A 20,877-nucleotide genomic window follows, 5' to 3' on the forward strand; every position below is an offset into this window, starting at 1 on the left:
TGACAAAATCTAAACGTTACAATAAACGGATTTTATTCACAAAATTGTAACATTATTCTAATTAGAAAGGCTATCAAACGAAGGGGAAAGCGTGTACAATTCAGTTGGAAAAACTACCTATAGATGGTTATATATGAAGAAAATGTAAGGTTCTATTATTAATTACATTTGTAGATGTATAGATGACAAGACTGAAAAATATCTTTTACTATTCTCTTTTTATCAATATAAGAAAGTGAATACATGGAGAGAAATGCGGTAGTAATAGATTAGGTGCGCGAGGTGTTAGTCTATTCATTAAATGTTTTTATAAAGATAATAGGATTTTTCATTAAATGAATATATAGGATGGTTTGTCTAAAAAAAGGACAGGGGACACAGATTATGTCAAAGAAGAAAAAGAGTAGGGTATTAGTAGCTGGTATATGTATATCTACACTATTATCACCAGTAGCTTTCGAAGCGTCGAAAGGATATGCCGCGCCTTTGGAAGAGAGTAAGGGCGGGCAGTTGGAAGAGAGTAAAGAGAATCGTTTGGAGCAGAGAACGTTTCATTTGCCTGGGAAAGGTAGTATTGAAGAAGAGCAAAAACGCTTGAAAGTACGTTATGTACTTTCAGCGAATGAACCAACTGGAATTTATGCTAGTCCAAATGAAGAAATTAAAATTGAAATAAAAGGAACGCAATCTATTAAAGCGTTCATAGGAACGAAGTCATACGATGAAAAAGGGTTTGAAGAATTTGAGTTAAAACCTGGTGAAAATAATATTTCATCTTCAAGAGGTGGAATACTGTATTTTTATAATATGAATAATGATGGCGAAGTAGCGGCTTCAGTTATTCATGGAGGAAGTCATTTTCCATTATTTATCTTAGGAAAACACACAAAAAAAGATTGGGATGCAATGTTAAAGAAGTATAAAAATCCTTATGCAGTTGAATTGAAGGGTGAGAGAAGTTTAATTACTGCAAGTCCTGAAGCAGTGGAAAACTATATGGGAGAGACGGATCCAGTAGAATTAATGAGGCTACATGATAAGATTATTCGCTTTGAAAATTCTGTAGCAGGATTATCTGAAGATGGTGTAGGGTTGTCAAAAGCTCCAAACCACTATATCCAATTTGTTGAAAAGAGAAAACCAGATAAAGATGATTGGATGTTTGCTACTCATTATCATACAGGGTATGTTCCAGAGACTATGGATAGGGTTTTAAATATAAAGAGATTACAAGGAGATGGCTGGGGACCGTGGCATGAAGTAGGGCATTTACATCAGCAAGCTCCTTGGTTTTGGTCAGGTGTAGGAGAAGTAACAGTAAATATATATTCATTATCGGTTCAAAGGATGTTAGGCAATAAATCAAGTCTAGAAGAAGATGGTCATTATAAAAAAGCTTTTGCCTACTTAGATAATCCTGATGCTCAAAAAAAGATGGAAGAATTCGAGAAACTAGTAATGTTTTGGCAACTTGATTTAGCTTATGGAGAGCATTTTTACCCTAATTTACATCAAATGTATCGCTTATTACCAGAATTTGAAATGCCTGCTTCAGATGAAGATAAAAAGCAAATGTTTATTTATATGGCATCGAAAGCGGCTGAACAAAACTTAGTGCCGTTTTTTGAGAAATGGGGATTAAGTCCAAATGATGAGGTTAGAGAAAAAATCGAAAATTTAAATTTGCCTAAATTAGAAAAAGAAATATGGAAAGCAACAGATAGTAATATTATTCGTGAAAAACAAGTGAAACCATATGGCGGGCTTCCTTATGGTGAAGCGTCTAATGTGGTACAAAATCTCATCGTTGGTGCGAATTTTAATGAAAATCTAGCGAATAGTCTTGTTCGAAATTTGGGTGAAAATGTAAAAGTAACAGGTAGAATTATGTGGCCGGATTTAGAAGTTGGAAAAAGAGCGGTATTAGTAGAAATTGAGGATGAGAAAGGACAGAGGAATTTCATTTCTGTTCCAGTTAACAGTCTTTATGGAGATACTATGGTATTTAAAGGTTACGGTGATGAGGTAAATTCTGTTATAACACTCCTTCATGATGAAAAGAAAATCAACGTTTCTTTCGTTGGTAATGAGTTCCATGAGCGCTTTAAAAATGAAAAGTATGTAGGGATTACCTTATATGATAAGGATGGAAATGAAAAGAAAAATATTTCTATAGAAGGACAAGAAAATTCTAAAAAATTTGCTTTGCAACTTGAAGGTGTTGAACTTCAATATGGCGATATTATGAAAGTATATCATGCAGAACCAAGTCGCTTCGATTGGTATCAAAGTAATAAACTTGTAGAGCAAGGGGGAGCTAAGAATAAAAAAGAAAAGTTCTTTAAGATTACTCCACAAGGATATGAACTAATAGACGGTATACAGGAAGTAGAAGCAGTACCGCAAAAAGTAGCAATCGGAACAGACGCTGAAAAATTAGAAGCGAAAAACTTTGTTCAAGTAAAAGGTGGAGAAGTAATTGGTTTTGTAGAAAAGCCGAATACAACGAAAATTGGTGAACAAAAAGTAAAAGTGGAAACGAAAGATCGCTTTGGAAATAAGAAAGTGACGGAAGTTTCATTGGAAGTAATCTATGGCGATAGCTTAGTCTTCCAAGGTGATGGTAATAAAACGCGTTCTGTCGTAACTGCGGATCATAATACGAAAAAGCTACAGGCAACATTTACGGATTCTAAAGTTCATTATCGTTTTGAAAATGAAAAATATATGGGAATAACGCTATATGATCAAAATGGAAATGAAAAGAAAGTTATTTCAGTAGAAGGGCAAGAGACTTCTAAAAGCTTTGCAGAACAGTTAAATGGTATAGACTTTGCATATGGTGATGTTGTGGAAGTATATCATGCAGAATCAGATCGATTAAAGTGGTATCAAAAGAATGAGTTTGTAAGTAACGGTAAAGGGAAACAAGAGTTGTACTTTGAAATAACGGAAAAAGGTTTTGAAAAACTTGAAAGTTTACAAGAAGTAACAGCGGTACCACAAAAGGTGACAATCGGAACAAACGCTGAAAAATTAGATGCAAAAAACTTTGTTCAAGTGAAAGACGGAGAAGTAGTTGGATTTGTAGAAAAACCAATTACAACAAAAATCGGTGAACAAAAAGTAAAAGTAGAAACGAAAGATCGCTTTGGAAATAAGAAAGTGACGGAAGTTCCCCTAGAAGTAACATATGGAGATAGTATAGTATACCAAGGTGTGGCTAATGTAACGCGTTCAATCGTTACGTTAAATCATGACGCAAAGAAATTACATGCAACATTTACTGATGATACAATTCATTATCGTTTTGAGAATGAACAGTATATAGGACTTACGGTATATGATCAAAATGGAAACGAGAAAAAACATGTAACAGCAGAAGGACAAGAAACATCGAAGAATTTTGCTGAGCAAGTAAATGGAACGGCATTTGAGTATGGAGACGTGTTGAAAGTATATCATGCGGAACCGAGTCGTTTGAATTGGTATAAAAAGAATGAGTTAGTTAAAAAAGAGGGTGCAAAGAAGGGTGAAGAAATATCCTTTAAGATAACTCCAAATGGCTTAGAGCAAGTACAATAATAAGAAAAAGCTCGTAAAACATTATGTTTTACGAGCTTTCTTTCTTTATTATTCAGCTTCAGAAACTACTGTGAAGCGTTCGTTTACGTGTTTTGGATTTTCGATTTCATCAAGTGCTGCAACTGCGAAGTCTTCGTAACTTACGTAGCTATCACCTTTTGAGTTAACAAGAAGATTGTCTTTGCCAGCTGTATAAGAACCAGTGCGTTTTCCTAATGCAAATAGTGCAGAAGGGCTGATGAATGTCCAAGCGATATCATTTGTTTGTTGTAAGATTTCTAAGTTTTTACCTTGATTTTGAGCTGTTGCAAGGTATTCGTTAGGGAAACCTGGCGTGTCAAATACGCGTGTTGTTTTCTCTTCGTCTACAAATAAGCTACCAGCTCCGCCAACTACAAGTAATTTCGTATTTGGTGTACCTTTCACAGCTTCGATAAGTACGTTCCCTGCATCTACGTGAAGGTGTTCTTGTCCTGCTGGAGCACCAAATGCATTTACAACTACATCGAATGCTTGTAAGTCATTAGATGTAATAGAGAATACGTCTTTTTCTAAAACCTTTACGTTCTCTTCTGTAATTTTTGCAGCGTTTCTTACGATTGCCGTTACTTCATGCCCACGATCTAATGCTTCTTTTAAAATACGACTTCCTGCTTTACCAGTTGCTCCGATAATTCCGATTTTCATAATAAATCCCTCCAAATAGTTTTGTTAAAGTGTATATCTGAAAATGAATGAATGTATTGTAATTAGGTTTGTTACAACCTGATGTAACCATTATAGTTACAGTTATGTATTTTTGTCAATGGTGTTGTTTATGAAATTATTTTTGTTTAGTATGCACAGCTTGTGAAAGTGAAGTCACAAAAGAACACTGTATTTATTGAATAGAGCCTAATATTTGGAAGTCTCAAGATGTCGAAAAATGTTGATTTTTGAATATTTTTTGAATATAATTCGATTTATGGAGAAAAGGAGGGGTTAATTGTATGAATATTTTGGAACAATTCGTTTCATCAACGAATACAATTCTTTGGTCATATATTCTTATTGCAATGTTAATTGGTTTAGGGCTTTATTTTTCTATTAAATTGAAATTCGTACAACTTACTCATTTAGGGGAAATGATTCGATTAATGAGTGATGGATTAACTGGAAAGACGCGTAAAAAGGGCAGTGTATCATCTTTCCAAGCTTTTTGTATGAGTTCCGCAGCTCGTATTGGTATCGGTAACTTAGCTGGTGTAGCGTTAGCGATTTCTATGGGAGGACCTGGAGCAGTATTTTGGATGTGGGTTATTGCGATTATCGGGGCGTCTTCAAGTTTTGTAGAAAGTACGCTTGCACAAATTTATAAAATAAAAGATGGCAGTGGCTTCCGTGGTGGTCCTGCTTATTATATGGAAAAAGGTTTAAATAAACGTTGGATGGGGATCTGGTTCTCTATTCTGATTACAATTAGTTACGGTTTAATTTTCAACTCAGTACAAGCCAATACAGTTACATTAGCATTCAAAAACGCATTTGGTATTGAGCGTTACGTTGTTGGGATCGTATTAGCGGTATTAGTTGCAGTTATTATTTTTGGTGGTGTAAAAAGTATTGCGCGTATGTCGGAAATGATTGTTCCGCCAATGGCAATTATTTATATTGCAGTAGCAATTTTTGTTGTTATTAAAAACTTCTATTTAATACCAGATGTGTTTACAGAAATCTTTAAGGGTGCATTTGGTTTAGACTCAGCTGTAGGCGGCGGTATCGGTGCTGCGATGAAATATGGTATTCAGCGCGGATTGTTTGCGAACGAAGCAGGTATGGGTAGTGCGCCGAATGCAGCAGCAACAGCTGATGTAACGCATCCAGCGAAACAAGGTTTTATTCAAACAATCGGTGTTTTAGTAGATACATTCTTAGTATGTACATCAACAGCATTTATCGTATTATGTTCTGGTGCATATAAAGCAACGAATTTAGAAGGTATTGAATTAACACAAAATGCATTAAGTTCACAAATCGGTCCATGGGCGAGCAGCTTTTTAGCGATTATTATTTTCTTATTTGCATTTAGTTCGCTTCTAGGAAACTACTATTATGGTGAAACAAATATTGAATTCATTAAACAAAGTAAAACGTGGTTAACGATTTACCGTGTTGCGGTAGTTGGAATGGTGTTATTCGGTTCTGTAGCAACGCTTCAAGTCGTATGGAATATGGCAGACTTATTTATGGGTCTAATGGTAATCACGAACTTAATTGCGATTACACTTCTTGGCCGATTTGCGTATGCTGCATTGGCAGACTATGTAAGGCAAAAGAAACAAGGAAAAGATCCAGTCTTCCGTGCAGATTCTATTCCTGGTTTAACGAATACAGAGTGTTGGGATAAGTCAGCGGTAACGGATAAAGAAAAAGCAGTGTAAATGAAAAGGCGAGCATCGAGGTGAATTCGATGCTCGCCTTTTTTTGTTGTAGTAAATGATGAAAAGGGTGAGAGGAAATTATTAATATAACTTTTTTTGCTTGTTCCTCTCGTTATTTGTGGGGAACGTACTGTTTTAAAAGTATAGTTGGTCGAATAGGATAAGTGATTGAGTATTGGATAAATGCACGTAATGGCTATATTTTCATGTGAAAAAAACATATATGTTAAGAATCCTAACGTATACATGTCATAAAACCTAACATAAAATTCTTGATTACTTAAAGTTTTTAGAATATAATTTTCTTATTGTTAGGAAGAGGGGGCAATACAACTATGGATTTTTTAACTAAGGTAATTGGGGATGTGAATAATGTCCTTTGGTCATATGTCATTATTGCGATGTTAATTGGGTTAGGACTCTATTTTTCATTCCGTGTGAAATTTGTCCAAGTTCGTTACTTCGGTGAAATGATTCGTTTGCTTGGGGATGGGGCAAGCTCGAAAACGAGGAAAGCACAAAAAGAGAAGAGCGGCGTATCATCATTCCAAGCATTTTGTATGAGTACAGCTTCTCGTGTAGGTACTGGTAACTTAGCTGGTGTAGCTATTGCGATCTCAGCAGGTGGTCCAGGAGCAGTATTTTGGATGTGGTTAATCGCGGTAATTGGGGGTGCTTCTGCATTTGTAGAGAGCACATTAGCGCAAATTTATAAAGTAAAAGATGGGAATGCGTTCCGTGGTGGTCCAGCGTATTATATGGAAAAAGGATTAAATAAGCGCTGGCTTGGAGCTATTTTCTCTGTTTTAATAACAGTAAGTTTCGGATTGATTTTTAACGCTGTACAGTCTAATACTGTAGCAGCAGCTTTTGATGGGGCATTTAAAACAGATAGTAGATTAGTAGGTCTTGTAATGGCTGGTTTACTTGCAGTTATTATTTTCGGCGGAGTGAAACGAATTGCTCGTGCGGTTGAAATGATTGTGCCAGTAATGGCAATTATTTATGTAGCAGTGGCATTATTCGTTGTTGTAACAAACATTACGGCAATTCCATATGTATTTAAAGAGATTTTCTTACATGCATTCGGAATTAAAGAAGTAGTAGGTGGAGGATTAGGAGCTGCGATTTTATTAGGGGTAAAACGTGGGTTATTCTCAAATGAAGCAGGTATGGGTAGTGCGCCGAACGCAGCTGCGACTGCAAACGTAACGCACCCAGTTAAACAAGGTTTCATTCAAACTTTAGGGGTATTTACAGATACATTATTAATTTGTAGTTGTACAGCATTTATCATTCTTTTATCAGATGTGCATAATGCGGCTGATTTAAATGGAATTCAATTAACGCAGCAGGCGTTAAGTCAACATATCGGTCCATGGGCATCTATATTTGTAGCAGTTGCAATCTTTTTGTTTGCATTTAGTTCATTAGTGGGTAATTACTACTATGGTGAAACAAATATTGAGTTCTTAAATGGAAGTAAAGTGTTATTAAATGCATACCGCATTGCTGTACTTGGTATGGTTATGCTAGGTTCTGTAGCAACAATTCAAATCGTTTGGGATTTAGCAGATTTATTTATGGGTATCATGGCTATTATTAACTTAGTAGCAATTGTATTCCTTTCTAAGTATGCTTTCGCAGCATTATCAGATTATATTAAGCAAAAGAAACAAGGAAAAGATCCAGTCTTCTACGCGAATTCTATTCCTGGTTTGAAAAATACAGAGTGCTGGGATGAGCAAGTAGCAGATAAAGAAAAAGCGGTATAATAATGGGGGGAGCATCAAGTGAAACTTGATGCTCATTTTTTATTTTATCCCGTATTTGTGGTGAGTCGCTGCCCGTAAAAGTCGGATTGGTTAGGGGTGATAATTAATGGGGGATGAAGAAAATCCTTACTGATTAAAGTTTCGCTTTTTAATGTAAAAGACGAACATTAACAAAGGTTTTATAATAAAATGTATTTTTTTTTAGAAAAGTGCAGATATGAATTAGAATTTATGTTAGAATGGGAAATGCCTTTGAAACAAGAGTTTTTATGATTTTTCCGATCCGATTTAAGTTTTTAGAGGAGAAGTGGAAGGTTCGGATTATTTCTTATTTTGAATGGTCAGACGTTCAACGTTAATGAAGAGTTAAATGGAGGATTTTATTAATGAAGTTTGTTATGTTCCTTGTAGGATTACTCGTTGTATTTGTACTCGGTTTTCTTATAAGTGCCGATCGAAAGAAGATTAAGTATAAACCAATCGCAATTATGCTTATTATTCAGCTAGTATTATCTTATTTCTTATTAAATACACAAGTTGGTTATATTTTAGTAAAAGGAATTTCAGATGGATTTGGCGCACTTCTTGGATATGCGGAAGCTGGAATCGTTTTCGTATTTGGTGGTCTTGTTAATAAAGGAGAGGTTTCATTCTTCTTAACAGCGTTATTACCAATCGTATTCTTTGCGGTTTTAATCGGAATTCTGCAACACTTTAAAATTTTACCAATATTTATTCGTGCTATTGGTACGTTGTTAAGTAAAGTAAATGGTCTAGGAAAACTAGAATCATATAACGCAGTAGCAGCTGCCATTGTTGGACAAGCAGAAGTATTTATTACAGTAAAAGATCAATTAAGTAAAATCCCAAAACATCGTTTATATACATTATGTGCATCTTCTATGTCGACAGTGTCGATGTCAATTGTGGGTTCTTATATGAAAATGATCGAACCAAAATATGTAGTAACAGCACTTGTATTAAATTTATTTAGTGGTTTCATTATCATTCATATTATTAACCCGTACGATATTACAGAAGAAGAAGATACACTGAAATTAGAAAATAAGAAGAAACAATCATTCTTTGAAATGCTAAGCGAGTACATTATGCTTGGTTTCACAATCGCGATTACAGTAGCAGCTATGTTACTTGGTTTCGTAGCATTAATTACAGCAATCAATAGCTTGTTTGATTCAATGTTCGGTATTACATTCCAAGCTATTTTAGGATATATTTTCTCACCATTAGCATTCGTAATGGGTATCCCGCAAGCGGAGATGGTAACAGCGGGACAAATTATGGCAACAAAATTAGTATCAAACGAGTTTGTTGCGATGCTTGATCTTGGAAAAGTAGCTGGTGATTTATCGGCTCGTACAGTTGGTATTCTTTCTGTATTCCTTGTATCATTTGCGAACTTCTCATCTATCGGAATTATCGCAGGTGCAACGAAAGGTATTGATGAAAATCAATCAAATGTTGTATCATCATTCGGTCTACGCCTTGTGTACGGTGCGACATTAGTAAGTATTCTATCAGCGATTATAGTTGGTGTTATGTTATAAAAAAAGGATGGCTCTAGCTCATAGCTAGGGCTATTTTTTTATGGTAAATTTGCATGAAAAAACCAATTAATTAGGAATATATTAACATATAGAAATCTTTTAAAATTTATATTGCATTTCACCTAGATAACGCTTACAATTTGATTTGTAGGTGGTATCAATTTCAGACTTTCAAGTATGGTAGGAGAGAAGAAGCTACCTTTTATAAATTGCAATTTATGTAAACGCTTACTGATTTTAGATGACAGTTGAATAGTTTTAGGGGTTTCAAATTTTTTTAACAACAATGGTCAGACGTCATTCGTTATACGTTATACGACCAATAATTCGTGGGAGAAGTGGGGGATTCACATATGAAAATAGTAATGTTTCTAGTCGGTTTACTTGTAGTGTTTGTACTAGGTTTCCTTATCAGTTCAGATCGTAAGAAGATTAAATATAAACCAATTGCACTTATGCTTGTTATTCAATTGGTACTTGCGTATTTCTTACTAAATACAAAGGTCGGATTTGTATTAGTAAAAGGGATCGCAGATGGATTTGGTTCTATTTTAAAATTTGCGGAAGCTGGGGTTAATTTCGTATTTGGTGGTCTAGCAAACGATGGACAAGCACCATTCTTCTTAACAGTATTATTACCGATTATTTTCTTAGCAGTATTAATCGGAATCCTGCAACATATTAAGGTTTTACCGATTATCATTCGTGCAGTCGGTTTCCTATTAAGTAAAGTTAACGGTTTAGGAAAACTAGAATCATATAATGCGGTAGCAGCTGCAATCGTTGGTCAAGGGGAAGTATTCATTACAGTAAAAGATCAACTAAGCAAATTACCGAAAAATCGTTTATACACACTTTGTGCATCTTCAATGTCTACAGTATCGATGTCAATCGTCGGTTCTTATATGAAAATGATTGATCCAAAATATGTAGTAACAGCACTTGTATTAAACTTATTCAGTGGATTCATTATCGTTCATATCATTAATCCATATGAAGTAAAAGAAGAAGACGATATTTTAGAATTACAAGAAGACAAGAAACAAACATTCTTTGAAATGTTAGGCGAATATATTATGCTTGGTTTCTCTATCGCTGTAACAGTAGCGGCGATGTTAATCGGTTTCGTAGCATTAATTACAGCAATTAACGGTGTATTCGATTCAATTTTCGGAATCACATTCCAAAGCATTTTAGGATATATCTTCTCACCATTAGCATTCGTAATGGGTATTCCAACATCAGAGATGTTACAAGCAGGACAAATTATGGCAACAAAATTAGTAACGAACGAATTCGTTGCAATGCTTGATTTAGGTAAAGTAGCTGGTGATTTATCAGCTCGTACAGTAGGTATTTTATCTATCTTCCTTGTATCATTTGCGAACTTCTCATCTATCGGAATTATCGCAGGTGCAACGAAGAGTATCGATGGCAAACAAGCAAACGTTGTATCATCATTCGGATTAAAACTTGTATACGGTGCAACGTTAGTAAGTATATTATCAGCGATTATCGTTGGGGTTATGCTTTAATAAATTAAGAAAAGCAATGAGCGTACGCTCATTGCTTTTTTTTGTTTAACTTGCTTTATCCAAGTCTCTTTTAAAACGTGGTTTCTCTAAATAAGTTCCCAGTCTCCACACATATTCCACTGGCCCCATCCGGTATTTCTGTAGCCAATAGGTGCTAACGAATAATTGAATTGTATAAATTCCTATGGTTAAAAGAATACCGAAGAAATAGCCGATTTTACCGTATAAGCCAAACCCGTATGCGTAAAAAATAGTTGTTGCGATAATAGATTGCGCTAAGTAATTACTAACGGACATTTTTCCCATGTTCGCCATGTATGTTAGTAGGCGGGTTGCTTTTTGGTAATGGAATAATAAAATGATTGTACTTCCGTAAAAGAAGGTCATAGTTACTGGTGTAAGACCATCTTGTAACATAATTAAAAGCGGGTGCTTTATGAACATAGCTAAGATTTTAATTGTAAAAGAGAAGAGACCGGTGACAAACCAGATTTTTTTGACAGCAGGTATATGTTTATTGACCTCAAATAGCCAGCCTTTTTTCCCTACATACATTCCGAGTAGGAACAATGGAGACATAATAATTATTGCGAAAATTGATATGAAAACTAATCCGGATACACCGTTAATTCCTATGTAATCAAAAGGATCTTCATTCAATCTAAAGTTGATATGATCCATATAGCTTCCAGTTTCATGAACCTTATGTTCTTTTTCAATATAAGGTGCGAAATCATTTGTATTTGTAGATGGGTCAGTTTGATAAGACATAAGTGTAAGAAGTGCAAGTAGAATAATCGCCCAAATGAGCAAAGTTTTCGGTTTTCGATTGATAAACATCATTAAGAAAATCCCGATAACTCCGTATGCAAATAAAATATCTCCCTCCCAAACAAAAGTACCGTGAATGTAGCCAAGTAGTAAAAGAATGATAATACGTCTTATGTATGTGGGGAAGAATCTTTTTCCTTTTGTAATAATACTTTTTTGTAACAAAATAATGCTAAGCCCAAATAGAAAAGAGAATAGGGACATAAAATTGTGTGTGCCGAAAAATTGAATAAACCAATTAGCGCCTTCATCAAGTTTTCCAAATATGTAAGTTGGTTTTTCACTGGCGAAGAATCCGAATTGAATTAATGTCATATTAACTAGTAAAATGCCAAACAAAGCGAAACCACGAATTGCATCAACAGCTTCTACACGTTGATTCATTTTTTCTCTCCTCGTATATTGTTTTTTATATTGAAAATAATACCATTTTATAGTTGGCACTATGTCAAATATGAGGAAATTTAAGGTGATTTTAAGATAGAGAACAAATAAAAAAATCACCTTAATACATGTATTAAGGTGATTGAAAATATTATTCAGTTGGAGGCGTAAATGTACGTTTCTCTAATTCAGCATCTAGCATAAACAGTGCGTTTGAATCGCTTGTAATACGTTTTAATTTTTGAATGATGCTATCGAATGAAGCTTCTTCTTCTACTTGCTCATCGACGAACCATTTTAAAAATGTAATTGTTGCGTGTTCACGCTCATCCCAAGCGATATCAGATAAGTTGTAAATACGTTTCGTCACTTCACGCTCGTGCTCAAGTGCCACTTCAAAAGCGTTCAATACAGATTCGTATTCGTTATTTGGATTATCAAATCCAGTAATAATAGCACGCTCACCACGGTCATTAATATAGTTGTAAAGCTTCATCGCGTGGAAACGTTCTTCTTCAGCTTGTACAAGGAAAAAGTTAGCGAATCCATCATAGCTCTCGGCTGTACAGTAAGCAGCCATTGCCATATAAGCATGGGCAGAGTAAAATTCAAAGTTCATTTGTTCATTTAATGCGTCGTGCAATTTTTTTGATAACATAAAATCCCCCTTAGTATTGTGACAATAATATTATACCATAATTGATAATATTCTCATTTAGATGCTTCGAATCTTTTCGAAAGCTTTGTGACGTGTGCGTCCATAATGTCTTGTAAGTCTAAATCATATTTTTGTGAAAGAACAATAAGATTAGATAGTACATCACCAAGTTCTTCTTTTAGTTCTTGTTTTAGCTCTTCTTCTGTTTTCGCGTCTTCATCAGGGCGATCGCGGCCAATTTCAATAGCGCGAACAACTCGTGAAACTTCCCCGACTTCCTCGGTTAAGAAATTTAAGCGAATAAAGGCATTATACTGTGACCAGCTTCGTTTTTCGTAAAATTCCTCAACCCATCTTTGAAATGCGACAATATCCATTTCTTCCTCATCTCCTCAATATGTTGTACAATGTCAATTGTATCATAACAATATATAGTTTCGGGGTGTAGGAATGAGAAAGATTTGTGTGTTTGCAGGTTCCAATTTAGGGGGAAGACCAGAGTTTAAAGAGCAGGCAATCCAGTTAGGTAAAATGTTTGTTGAGAACGAGTATGAGCTCGTATACGGTGGCTCATGTGTCGGATTAATGGGAGAAGTAGCAAACGAAGTTCTTCGTTTAGGTGGACGTGTAACAGGTGTTATGCCACGCGGTCTATTCCGAGGAGAAATTGTGCATACAGGATTAACAGAATTAATTGAAGTAGAGACGATGCACGAACGTAAAGCGAAAATGGCAGAGCTTGCAGATGCTTTTATTGCGCTTCCAGGCGGATACGGAACGTTTGAAGAACTATTTGAAGTTGTATGTTGGTCACAAATTGGTATACATAATAAGCCAGTTGGTTTATTAAACATAAAATGTTTTTACGAACCAATTCTGCAAATGGTTGAACGTGCAGCAGAAGAAGGATTTATGAATCCATCAAATAAAGAATTAATCGTTTCAGCTGAGACGGCAGATAAACTAATTCATGCAATCCAAAATTATGAGCGTCCTGTTTTGGGAACGAAGTGGAAGCAACTATCATAATACATTTTTATAGTGATTTACGGAAACACATGTCGTTTTAATTGAAAATGGCATGTGTTTTTAATTTGGTTAAATATGTTAATGTTGAGATATAATGTTTTTGAAAAAGGAGAAATAGATGGAGGAGTTTGTATATTTACGTCCTGTTTTTAAAAGTATTTTAGCAGCGTCTATTCTTGTTATGCTAATTGTTTTAAGACAGAAGAAAGAGCTGATTAATGAATTTTCGCTTTGGTTTATCTCAGTATTGTGTATTGGTGTTTCGGCGATAACGCTGTTTATGTCTGGGTTTATCGTTGACGAGTATAGTCTAGGTGGAGATCCACAATCGTTTTGTATGTTTATTGCGATTGGGTGTATTAGTGGTCTGAATTTCATTATTTATTACAGACGGCAATAAAAAGAGGCATTCCATATTACTTTGGAATGCCTTTATCATTTGGATTGCTTTGTTTTTTATACAGGTACCAGCCACCCCAGCCGCCACCAATTGCTACGACAACGAGGAAAGCATAGTCTTTTACCTCGACACGTATATTGAAAATATTAGCTATAAGTAAGAGAATCCCAACTGTTATTAATGCAAAAAATGCTCGAACTAAGTAGTCTTTCAACTGAACCACTCCCGTCATTTAAGTAGTAAATGATGAATTTGGAAAAGCTTTTTGGATCTATGTTACTAAAGGGTGTTTCCTATATTTTAACATAGATGAGATTGTAATATATTGATAAAAGTAGGGGGAGTGGACTAACATTTTCGCTATTTGTTGGTAAGTCGATATAACTTCAGAATCATTCCATAGAAAAAAGCGACTCTAAACGAGCCGCTTCCGCTTTTAGTGGTATCCAGCTCCAGCGGCTAGAACAGTCGGTTGTTTCACTCCTTCATTCGAGGCAAAAAGCGCCTCGGAATCAGGAGTTCCAACACCCTCCTGTTCTAAACGAGCCGCTTCCGCTTTTAATTATTATTGATTCAAGAACGCACGTAGCATCCAAGCGTGTTTTTCTAATTCTGTGTAGATGCCTAGTAGTAGGTCAGATGTCATTTCGTCGTCAGATTCTTGAGCGATTTCCATGCCTTTTTTCAGTTCGACTAGCATCATTTGGTAGTCTTTCATGATTGCTTCGACCATCCCTTCTGCAGTTTCTCCGTATGCTGCTTCTTGAATAGAAGATATTTCTAGGTATTCTTTCATTGTTGCTACTGGTTTGCCGCCAATTGCTAAAATGCGTTCTGCAATTTCATCGATGTGAGTAGCTGATTCTGTGTAAAGTTCTTCGAATTTCTCGTGTAATGTGAAGAATTGAGGTCCTTTTACGTACCAATGGAAGTTGTGAAGTTTTGTGAATAAAACGCTCCAGTCTGCTACTTGTTTGTTTAATACTTCGATTACTTGTTTGTTCATTATGATCAATCTCCTTTGAGTTGTTATGTGATATCAATTACTAATTTATAATTATTATAATCTAGTAATCTGTATAAATCAACCCTTTTGCTGGAATTAATTTGAACAAATTATGAACTGCTGTAAATAAAAGGCCCTATTACGGTGAAGTAATAGGGCCTTTGTTTGTTAAACAGCCTTCTGTTTTTCTTCTACATTCTGTCCATCCCAGCACTCTGTATTCTTTAAACCAGGGATAGAGTTTGCAACGAAGACAGGATCTTTGCCCTGTTTCTTTTGCTTCAAATAGTCTACTAATGCAGCGTAAGCAAATTTGCTAAGGAATGAGATGGCAATTAAGTTTGTGAATACCATTAGTCCCATGAATAAATCAGCTAAACTCCAAACTGTTTTAAGAGCAGCGATTGATCCGAAGAATATCATTCCGACAACTGCAACACGATAAATCATTAACCATATTTTGCTTTCTTTAATGAATGCGATATTTGTTTCACCATAATAGTAGTTTCCTAGAAGTGAACTGAAAGCGAATAGGAAAATAATAATCGCTAAGAAAGTGCTTGCCCATGGTCCAATTTGTGAACTTAGTGCATTTTGTGTTAATTCGATACCTTCTAAATTTGATCCTTTGTAAAGTCCAGAACATAATACGATAAATGCTGTTGATGTACATACTAAGAATGTATCTACGAAAACACCTAATGCTTGAACAAATCCTTGTTTTACAGGATGAGATACATCTGATGTTGCAGCGGCGTTAGGGGAGCTACCCATACCTGCTTCTGTTGCGAATAATCCGCGCTGAATTCCGTATTTGATTGCTGCACCAATACCACCAGCAATGGCTTGATCTAATCCGAATGCACCATTAAATATTTCCATGAAAATGCTTGGTAACATATTGAAGTTTTTTATAACAACAAAAACAGCCACACCGATATAAACGATTGCCATTGGCGGAACAATCATTTCGGTAATACGTGAAATACTTTTAATACCACCAAAAATAATAACTGCAACTAATACAGCTAATAGAGCTCCTACGATAGTTCGCTCTAGTCCGAAAGCATTTTCAAACGCTATTGTTACTGTATTTGCTTGAACTGAATTGAAAATTAATCCGTACGTAACTGTAATAAGAAGTGAGAACCAGATACCCATCCAGCGTTTGTTTAATCCTTTTTCCATGTAATATGCTGGGCCACCACGGAATCTGCTTCCATCTTTTACTTTATAAATTTGTGCAAGCGTACATTCTACAAAACTAGTAGCTGCTCCGATAATCGCGATAAACCACATCCAAAATATTGCGCCAGGTCCACCCATTGAAATTGCTAGTGCTACACCGGCTAAGTTCCCGATACCGATACGTGCCGCTGCACTTAAGCAAAATGCTTGGAATGGGGAGATGCTATCTTTCTTCTTTTCTTTTCGATTAAATCCTTTACTAATTAAACTGACCATCTCACTGAACTGAGTAATTTGGACAAATTTTAATTTGAAAGAAAAATAAAGACCGAAGCCGATTAGCATTGCAATAAGAATATATGACCATAAAATATTATTCGTTACCTCAAGGAATCTGCTAAAGATATCAACCATATAATACACTTCCTTTTTTTCGTAATAAGAAAATTATATGCAAAAAATATACGAGAATCAATTTTTCTAAAAAATCATGTTACTTAAACTGTTTTTGTGTTATGATTATGTCACATCGTAATATTTTTAGAATTATTTACATTTTAAAAAACTAAATGTAAAGCGAGAAAGTGGGGATAATTTGAAAGAAGATTCTTTATTGAAAGTAAGCCTTGAGAGTTTGAAAATGAGAAGTAATATATTTTTTATCATTACATCTTTAAGTATCTTTTTAGGAGCCACTTATTATTACAATAAAAGATTTCCAAATCACAGATATCCTGAATGGCTAGAATTTCTAAAATTAATTTGATGAACAAAAGACAGAAAAACAGAAAATTAAAATAAATATGTTATGGAGGAGCTAAAAATGAATATTAGAGAAAGTGAACTTCCGGGTATTGGTTATAAGTTTCAAATCGTTACGAAAGGTAACGAAAAGATGGTAATTGTCATTCATGATGATGGGCGTAGAGAAATGTATCATTTTGATTCAGACCATGAAGAAAGCATCTCAAGTATTTCACTACGTGACTCAGAGGCAAGACAAATCGCAGCAATATTAGGGGGAATGGTATATAAGCCTAGGGCGTTAGAAAATGTTGAGATGGTTTTTGAAGGTTTAGCAATTGAGTGGTTCAAAGTGGAGAATGCAGCTCCAGCAATCGGAAAAACAATTGGTGATCTTGAAATAAGAAAAACATATAGCGTAACGATAATCGCAGTTATGAAGAAGAACATGAAGAAGCTATTTAATCCAGGACCAGAAACAGTAATTGAAGAAGGAGATATGCTTGTAGTTTCAGGTGAGAGAGAAGAAATTAAAAAAATTATTAATGAGTTACTTTCGAATAGGGGGACTGACTAGATGGATACGTTAATTTTTGAAGTTGGTACAGCGTTAGTTTTAGTAGCAATTGCGGCGGTAATCGCTGGAAAGTTTAAATTCTCAGTAATTCCTTTTCTAATTGTTCTCGGAATGTTAGTAGGACCGCATGCTCCGACAATAGGTGTTATCGATCTCAAATTTATTGAAAGTGCAAGTGTAATTTCCTTCCTTGGACGGATTGGAGTTCTATTCCTTTTATTTTATCTAGGATTAGAATTTTCAATGAAAAAACTAATTAAATCTGGACGCTCTATTGCAATTGGCGGAACGATTTATATTTTAATTAACTTTTCACTTGGCTTGTTATACGGATTTATAATGGGATTCCCATTACTAGAAATCTTAATTATTGCGGGTATTATTACGATTTCTTCTAGCGCTATCGTTGCTAAAGTGTTAGTGGACTTAAGAAGAACTGGTAATAATGAAACCGAATTAATTTTAGGAATTATTATGTTTGAAGATATATTCCTTGCTGTATATTTATCAGTAGTTTCTGGCTTAGTTCTTGGGGATCACGCTTCCTTCTTAGGTGCCCTTACTTCAATTGGAATTGCTTTAGGATACATGCTTCTATTCTTTATAGTAGCTAGAAAGGCTACGCCGTTATTAAATAAATTGCTCAATATTAGCTCAGATGAAATCTTTATTATTGTAGTATTTGCTTCGTTATTCTTCATTGCTGGTTTTTCAGAAACAATTCACGTTGCAGAAGCAATTGGAGCACTTCTTCTAGGATTAGTTTTCTCTGAGACAGAGCATAGTGACCGAATTGAACATCTTGTTGTTCCATTTAGAGACTTTTTCGGAGCTATTTTCTTCTTCAGCTTTGGGTTAAGTATTGATCCGTTCTCATTAGGCGGAGCGATATGGTTAACGTTAGGTGCTGTCCTTCTTACGATAATCGGTAACTTTGTAGCAGGAATGATTGCAGGGAGACAAGCTGGATTATCTCATAAAGCATCAACGAATATCGGATTAACAATTGTTTCAAGAGGGGAATTCTCCATCATTATGGCTAATATCGGTATCGCCGGTGGTTTAATGTCAGTCTTAAAACCATTCTCAGCACTATACGTGCTTATACTATCCATTTTAGGCCCACTTCTGACAAAAGAGTCGAAGAATGTATATAAATTCTTAAATAAAATCTTTAAGTGGGATACGAAGACTAGCTAAATTTTTTGAAAATAAAAGTACAAGATATTTATAAAAAAGTGATTACGGAAAAGGGATCTATGTCGACATAGATTCTTTTTTTTATTGGCATTTTTTCAAGGGTGAAAGAATACGTTTAATATTTACCATATTGTGGCATACATATAGAAAAAGGGTGCTTGGAAAGGGGAATAAAGAGAAATGGAACTCCAGTTTCAAAATGTATATCAACAGGTGGAGAATTGGTATGTGTTGGATTCGGAGCTTCCTTGGGATGTCAAAAGGCTGAGAGAGGATTTGTTTTCTCTTATTGAAGCATGTAAAACGCCCGTTATTTTTTGTGATACGTGTGATGCAAACGATGTGCTTCTATCATTAGGGGAAGAGGAAGAAGAGTTCCTATTCCCAGTAGGTGGTTTTTATCATAAAGAAAAACAATTAATTTTCGTTTGTATGTGGGAAGAGTATGAGCAAGTTCTCAAAACGCTACTGCATGAATTTCGCCATGCGATGCAGCATAAGAGAGATATATTGTATGTGGGAAGTGAACGGTACGAAGAGCGGTGGATTGAAAAAGATGCGAGGAGATTCGCGGAGAGGAAGTTAGATGAATATAAGAATAGAAAGTTAATGTAAAGCATAGTGGAGAAATAGCGCTGTGCTTTCTTTGTGCTTATTAAAAATAAGTATTTGACTTTTATAAAGTTTAGTCCTAAACTTATGATATAAGACGCGAGAGGTGATGAAATGAAAACAGAAGATAGACTAGGGCTACTATTATGGTTTCGTTTATCACGTTTTTATAACAAGAGCATCCGTGAGACGAATCAGCATTTGAAAAAATGGAATGTATCTGCCGCTCAGTTTGATGTGCTAGCTCAAGTCGGAGGACATGAGCGTTTAACGCAACAAGAACTTGGAAATAAGCTATTTGTTACGAAAGGAAATGTGACGCAGCTTTTAAATAAAATGGAGCAGCTTGAGTGGATTCATCGTGAACAAGAGGGTACTACGAAATATATTTCGTTAACAGAAAAGGGCAGAGCTTTATATGAGGAAATTGTCCCACCTCAAGAAACGTTCCAAGCAGAGAAGTTTCATAATTTAAATATAGAAGAACAAAATCAATTATTAACACTATTAAAAAAGTTACAGTAAGAAAAAATTTTAAAATAAATCTCGAATTCGAGATAATATGGGGTGAAGGATATGTTTAGAAAAGTTGATCATAAAAATATGGGCAGAGCAAATCATGGTTGGTTAAATACACATTTTCATTTTTCCTTTGCTAATTACTATAATCCAAATAACATGAGCTTCGGAGCGTTACGTGTTATTAATGATGATCTAGTAGCGGCACAAACTGGTTTTGATATGCATCCACACCGTGATATGGAGATTATTTCTTACGTTGTAGATGGTGCTTTAACACATGAAGACAGTATGGGAAACCGAGGGACGATTGAGCGTGGACATGTTCAATATATGAGTGCTGGCACGGGTGTATTTCATAGTGAGCATAATGTAGGAAATGAAACGTTGCGTTTATTACAAATTTGGATTTTACCAGACCGTGCAGATCATAAACCAAACTATGGTGAGTTTAAATTTGATTGGAGCAAGCGCGAAAATGAATGGTTCCATATGGTATCTTCAGTAGAAGGAGATGCACCAATTCAAATTCACCAAGATGCGAATTTATATTCCTTATCATTAGAGGCTGGAAAAGAAATTCATTTTCCAGTGAAAGAAGACCGTCAATTGTACCTTGTACAAATTGAAGGAAGCAGTGTAATAAATGGTGAAACGTTGGTTATGCGTGATGCAGCAGAATCTGTAGAAGAAGATATTCACATTCAAGCGAAAGAGCAATCACACTATTTAGCAATTGAATTGAAAAAACAATAAAATGCGTAAAAAAAAGAGGACATCTATCGGATGTCCTCTTTTTTGATTGGAATTGTCTGAAAAATGTTTCTCAAATTTTAGGTAGAGGTA

The 20,877-nt window shown here is 35.2% G+C and carries 19 protein-coding genes; 12 read left to right on the forward strand and 7 right to left on the reverse strand.

Translation table 11 applies throughout. From position 1 onward, the window contains the following. Positions 1 to 384 precede the first annotated feature (384 nt). Positions 385 to 3,585 carry a putative mucin/carbohydrate-binding domain-containing protein gene (locus COK05_RS04635; protein WP_098611636.1) on the forward strand — a complete coding sequence of 1,067 codons (3,201 nt, stop codon included), beginning with the start codon at positions 385 to 387 and terminating at the stop codon, positions 3,583 to 3,585. A gap of 48 nt (positions 3,586 to 3,633) precedes the next feature. Here the strand turns inward: COK05_RS04635 and COK05_RS04640 are convergent, their stop codons facing one another. Beyond that, complete coding sequence (locus COK05_RS04640) at positions 3,634 to 4,272, reverse strand: NAD(P)-dependent oxidoreductase (RefSeq protein WP_098611637.1); 639 nt, start codon at positions 4,270 to 4,272, stop codon at positions 3,634 to 3,636. A 302-nt stretch (positions 4,273 to 4,574) separates the two neighbouring features. Between COK05_RS04640 and COK05_RS04645 the strand changes: the two genes are divergently transcribed. The 4 genes from COK05_RS04645 (at position 4,575) to COK05_RS04660 (ending at position 10,883) form a co-directional block, all read left to right on the forward strand. Continuing rightward, positions 4,575 to 6,005, forward strand: a complete 1,431-nt coding sequence (locus COK05_RS04645; protein WP_098611638.1) for an alanine/glycine:cation symporter family protein — start codon at positions 4,575 to 4,577, stop codon at positions 6,003 to 6,005. A gap of 335 nt (positions 6,006 to 6,340) precedes the next feature. Next, positions 6,341 to 7,780 (forward strand): alanine/glycine:cation symporter family protein, encoded by a 1,440-nt coding sequence (locus COK05_RS04650; protein WP_098611639.1) that lies wholly within the window; start codon positions 6,341 to 6,343, stop codon positions 7,778 to 7,780. Positions 7,781 to 8,166: 386 nt separating this feature from the next. After that, positions 8,167 to 9,348: a NupC/NupG family nucleoside CNT transporter gene (locus tag COK05_RS04655; RefSeq protein ID WP_000673845.1), complete on the forward strand. Its 1,182-nt coding sequence runs from the start codon at positions 8,167 to 8,169 to the stop codon at positions 9,346 to 9,348. A 353-nt stretch (positions 9,349 to 9,701) separates the two neighbouring features. Further along, the gene (locus tag COK05_RS04660; RefSeq protein WP_000706853.1) at positions 9,702 to 10,883 is read left to right on the forward strand and encodes a NupC/NupG family nucleoside CNT transporter; all 1,182 of its coding nucleotides are present in this window, start codon (positions 9,702 to 9,704) and stop codon (positions 10,881 to 10,883) included. A 45-nt stretch (positions 10,884 to 10,928) separates the two neighbouring features. Here COK05_RS04660 and COK05_RS04665 read toward each other — a convergent pair whose 3' ends face one another. The 3 genes from COK05_RS04665 to COK05_RS04675 all read right to left on the reverse strand — a co-directional run bounded on the left by COK05_RS04665 (position 10,929) and on the right by COK05_RS04675 (position 13,133). After that, the gene (locus tag COK05_RS04665; protein WP_098611640.1) at positions 10,929 to 12,098 is read right to left on the reverse strand and encodes a DUF418 domain-containing protein; all 1,170 of its coding nucleotides are present in this window, start codon (positions 12,096 to 12,098) and stop codon (positions 10,929 to 10,931) included. 151 nt (positions 12,099 to 12,249) lie between these two features. Then, complete coding sequence (locus COK05_RS04670) at positions 12,250 to 12,756, reverse strand: ferritin (RefSeq protein WP_029443553.1); 507 nt, start codon at positions 12,754 to 12,756, stop codon at positions 12,250 to 12,252. Positions 12,757 to 12,809: 53 nt separating this feature from the next. Then, the gene (locus COK05_RS04675) at positions 12,810 to 13,133 is read right to left on the reverse strand and encodes a MazG nucleotide pyrophosphohydrolase domain-containing protein (protein ID WP_098611641.1); all 324 of its coding nucleotides are present in this window, start codon (positions 13,131 to 13,133) and stop codon (positions 12,810 to 12,812) included. A gap of 88 nt (positions 13,134 to 13,221) precedes the next feature. Between COK05_RS04675 and COK05_RS04680 the strand changes: the two genes are divergently transcribed. Continuing rightward, positions 13,222 to 13,785 carry a TIGR00730 family Rossman fold protein gene (locus COK05_RS04680; protein ID WP_176539414.1) on the forward strand — a complete coding sequence of 188 codons (564 nt, stop codon included), beginning with the start codon at positions 13,222 to 13,224 and terminating at the stop codon, positions 13,783 to 13,785. 118 nt (positions 13,786 to 13,903) lie between these two features. Continuing rightward, entirely contained in the window at positions 13,904 to 14,185 is a 282-nt protein-coding gene (locus COK05_RS04685) for a hypothetical protein (protein ID WP_098611643.1), read from the forward strand. A 16-nt stretch (positions 14,186 to 14,201) separates the two neighbouring features. Here COK05_RS04685 and COK05_RS04690 read toward each other — a convergent pair whose 3' ends face one another. The 3 genes from COK05_RS04690 to COK05_RS04700 all read right to left on the reverse strand — a co-directional run bounded on the left by COK05_RS04690 (position 14,202) and on the right by COK05_RS04700 (position 16,793). Next, complete coding sequence (locus COK05_RS04690; RefSeq protein ID WP_098611644.1) at positions 14,202 to 14,399, reverse strand: hypothetical protein; 198 nt, start codon at positions 14,397 to 14,399, stop codon at positions 14,202 to 14,204. Between the two features lie 351 nt (positions 14,400 to 14,750). Further along, entirely contained in the window at positions 14,751 to 15,191 is a 441-nt protein-coding gene (locus COK05_RS04695; protein ID WP_098611645.1) for a Dps family protein, read from the reverse strand. Positions 15,192 to 15,359: 168 nt separating this feature from the next. After that, on the reverse strand, positions 15,360 to 16,793 hold the full coding sequence (locus COK05_RS04700) for an alanine/glycine:cation symporter family protein (RefSeq protein WP_098611646.1): 1,434 nt from the start codon (positions 16,791 to 16,793) through the stop codon (positions 15,360 to 15,362). Positions 16,794 to 17,202: 409 nt separating this feature from the next. Here COK05_RS04700 and COK05_RS04710 point away from each other — a divergent pair, with 409 nt between their 5' ends. The 5 genes from COK05_RS04710 (at position 17,203) to COK05_RS04730 (ending at position 20,787) form a co-directional block, all read left to right on the forward strand. After that, on the forward strand, positions 17,203 to 17,700 hold the full coding sequence (locus tag COK05_RS04710; RefSeq protein WP_001026069.1) for a cation:proton antiporter regulatory subunit: 498 nt from the start codon (positions 17,203 to 17,205) through the stop codon (positions 17,698 to 17,700). Continuing rightward, the gene (locus COK05_RS04715) at positions 17,701 to 18,900 is read left to right on the forward strand and encodes a cation:proton antiporter (protein ID WP_000380224.1); all 1,200 of its coding nucleotides are present in this window, start codon (positions 17,701 to 17,703) and stop codon (positions 18,898 to 18,900) included. Between the two features lie 180 nt (positions 18,901 to 19,080). Beyond that, complete coding sequence (locus tag COK05_RS04720; RefSeq protein ID WP_098611648.1) at positions 19,081 to 19,515, forward strand: DUF3920 family protein; 435 nt, start codon at positions 19,081 to 19,083, stop codon at positions 19,513 to 19,515. 111 nt (positions 19,516 to 19,626) lie between these two features. After that, a complete protein-coding gene (locus COK05_RS04725) occupies positions 19,627 to 20,037 on the forward strand; it encodes a MarR family winged helix-turn-helix transcriptional regulator (RefSeq protein ID WP_098611649.1) in 411 nt (136 codons plus the stop codon). Positions 20,038 to 20,088: 51 nt separating this feature from the next. Beyond that, on the forward strand, positions 20,089 to 20,787 hold the full coding sequence (locus COK05_RS04730; RefSeq protein ID WP_098611650.1) for a pirin family protein: 699 nt from the start codon (positions 20,089 to 20,091) through the stop codon (positions 20,785 to 20,787). The last annotated feature ends 90 nt before the right edge of the window (positions 20,788 to 20,877 follow it).

The organism is Bacillus cereus (genome assembly GCF_002567495.1).
GTDB lineage: Bacteria > Bacillota > Bacilli > Bacillales > Bacillaceae_G > Bacillus_A > Bacillus_A cereus_AQ.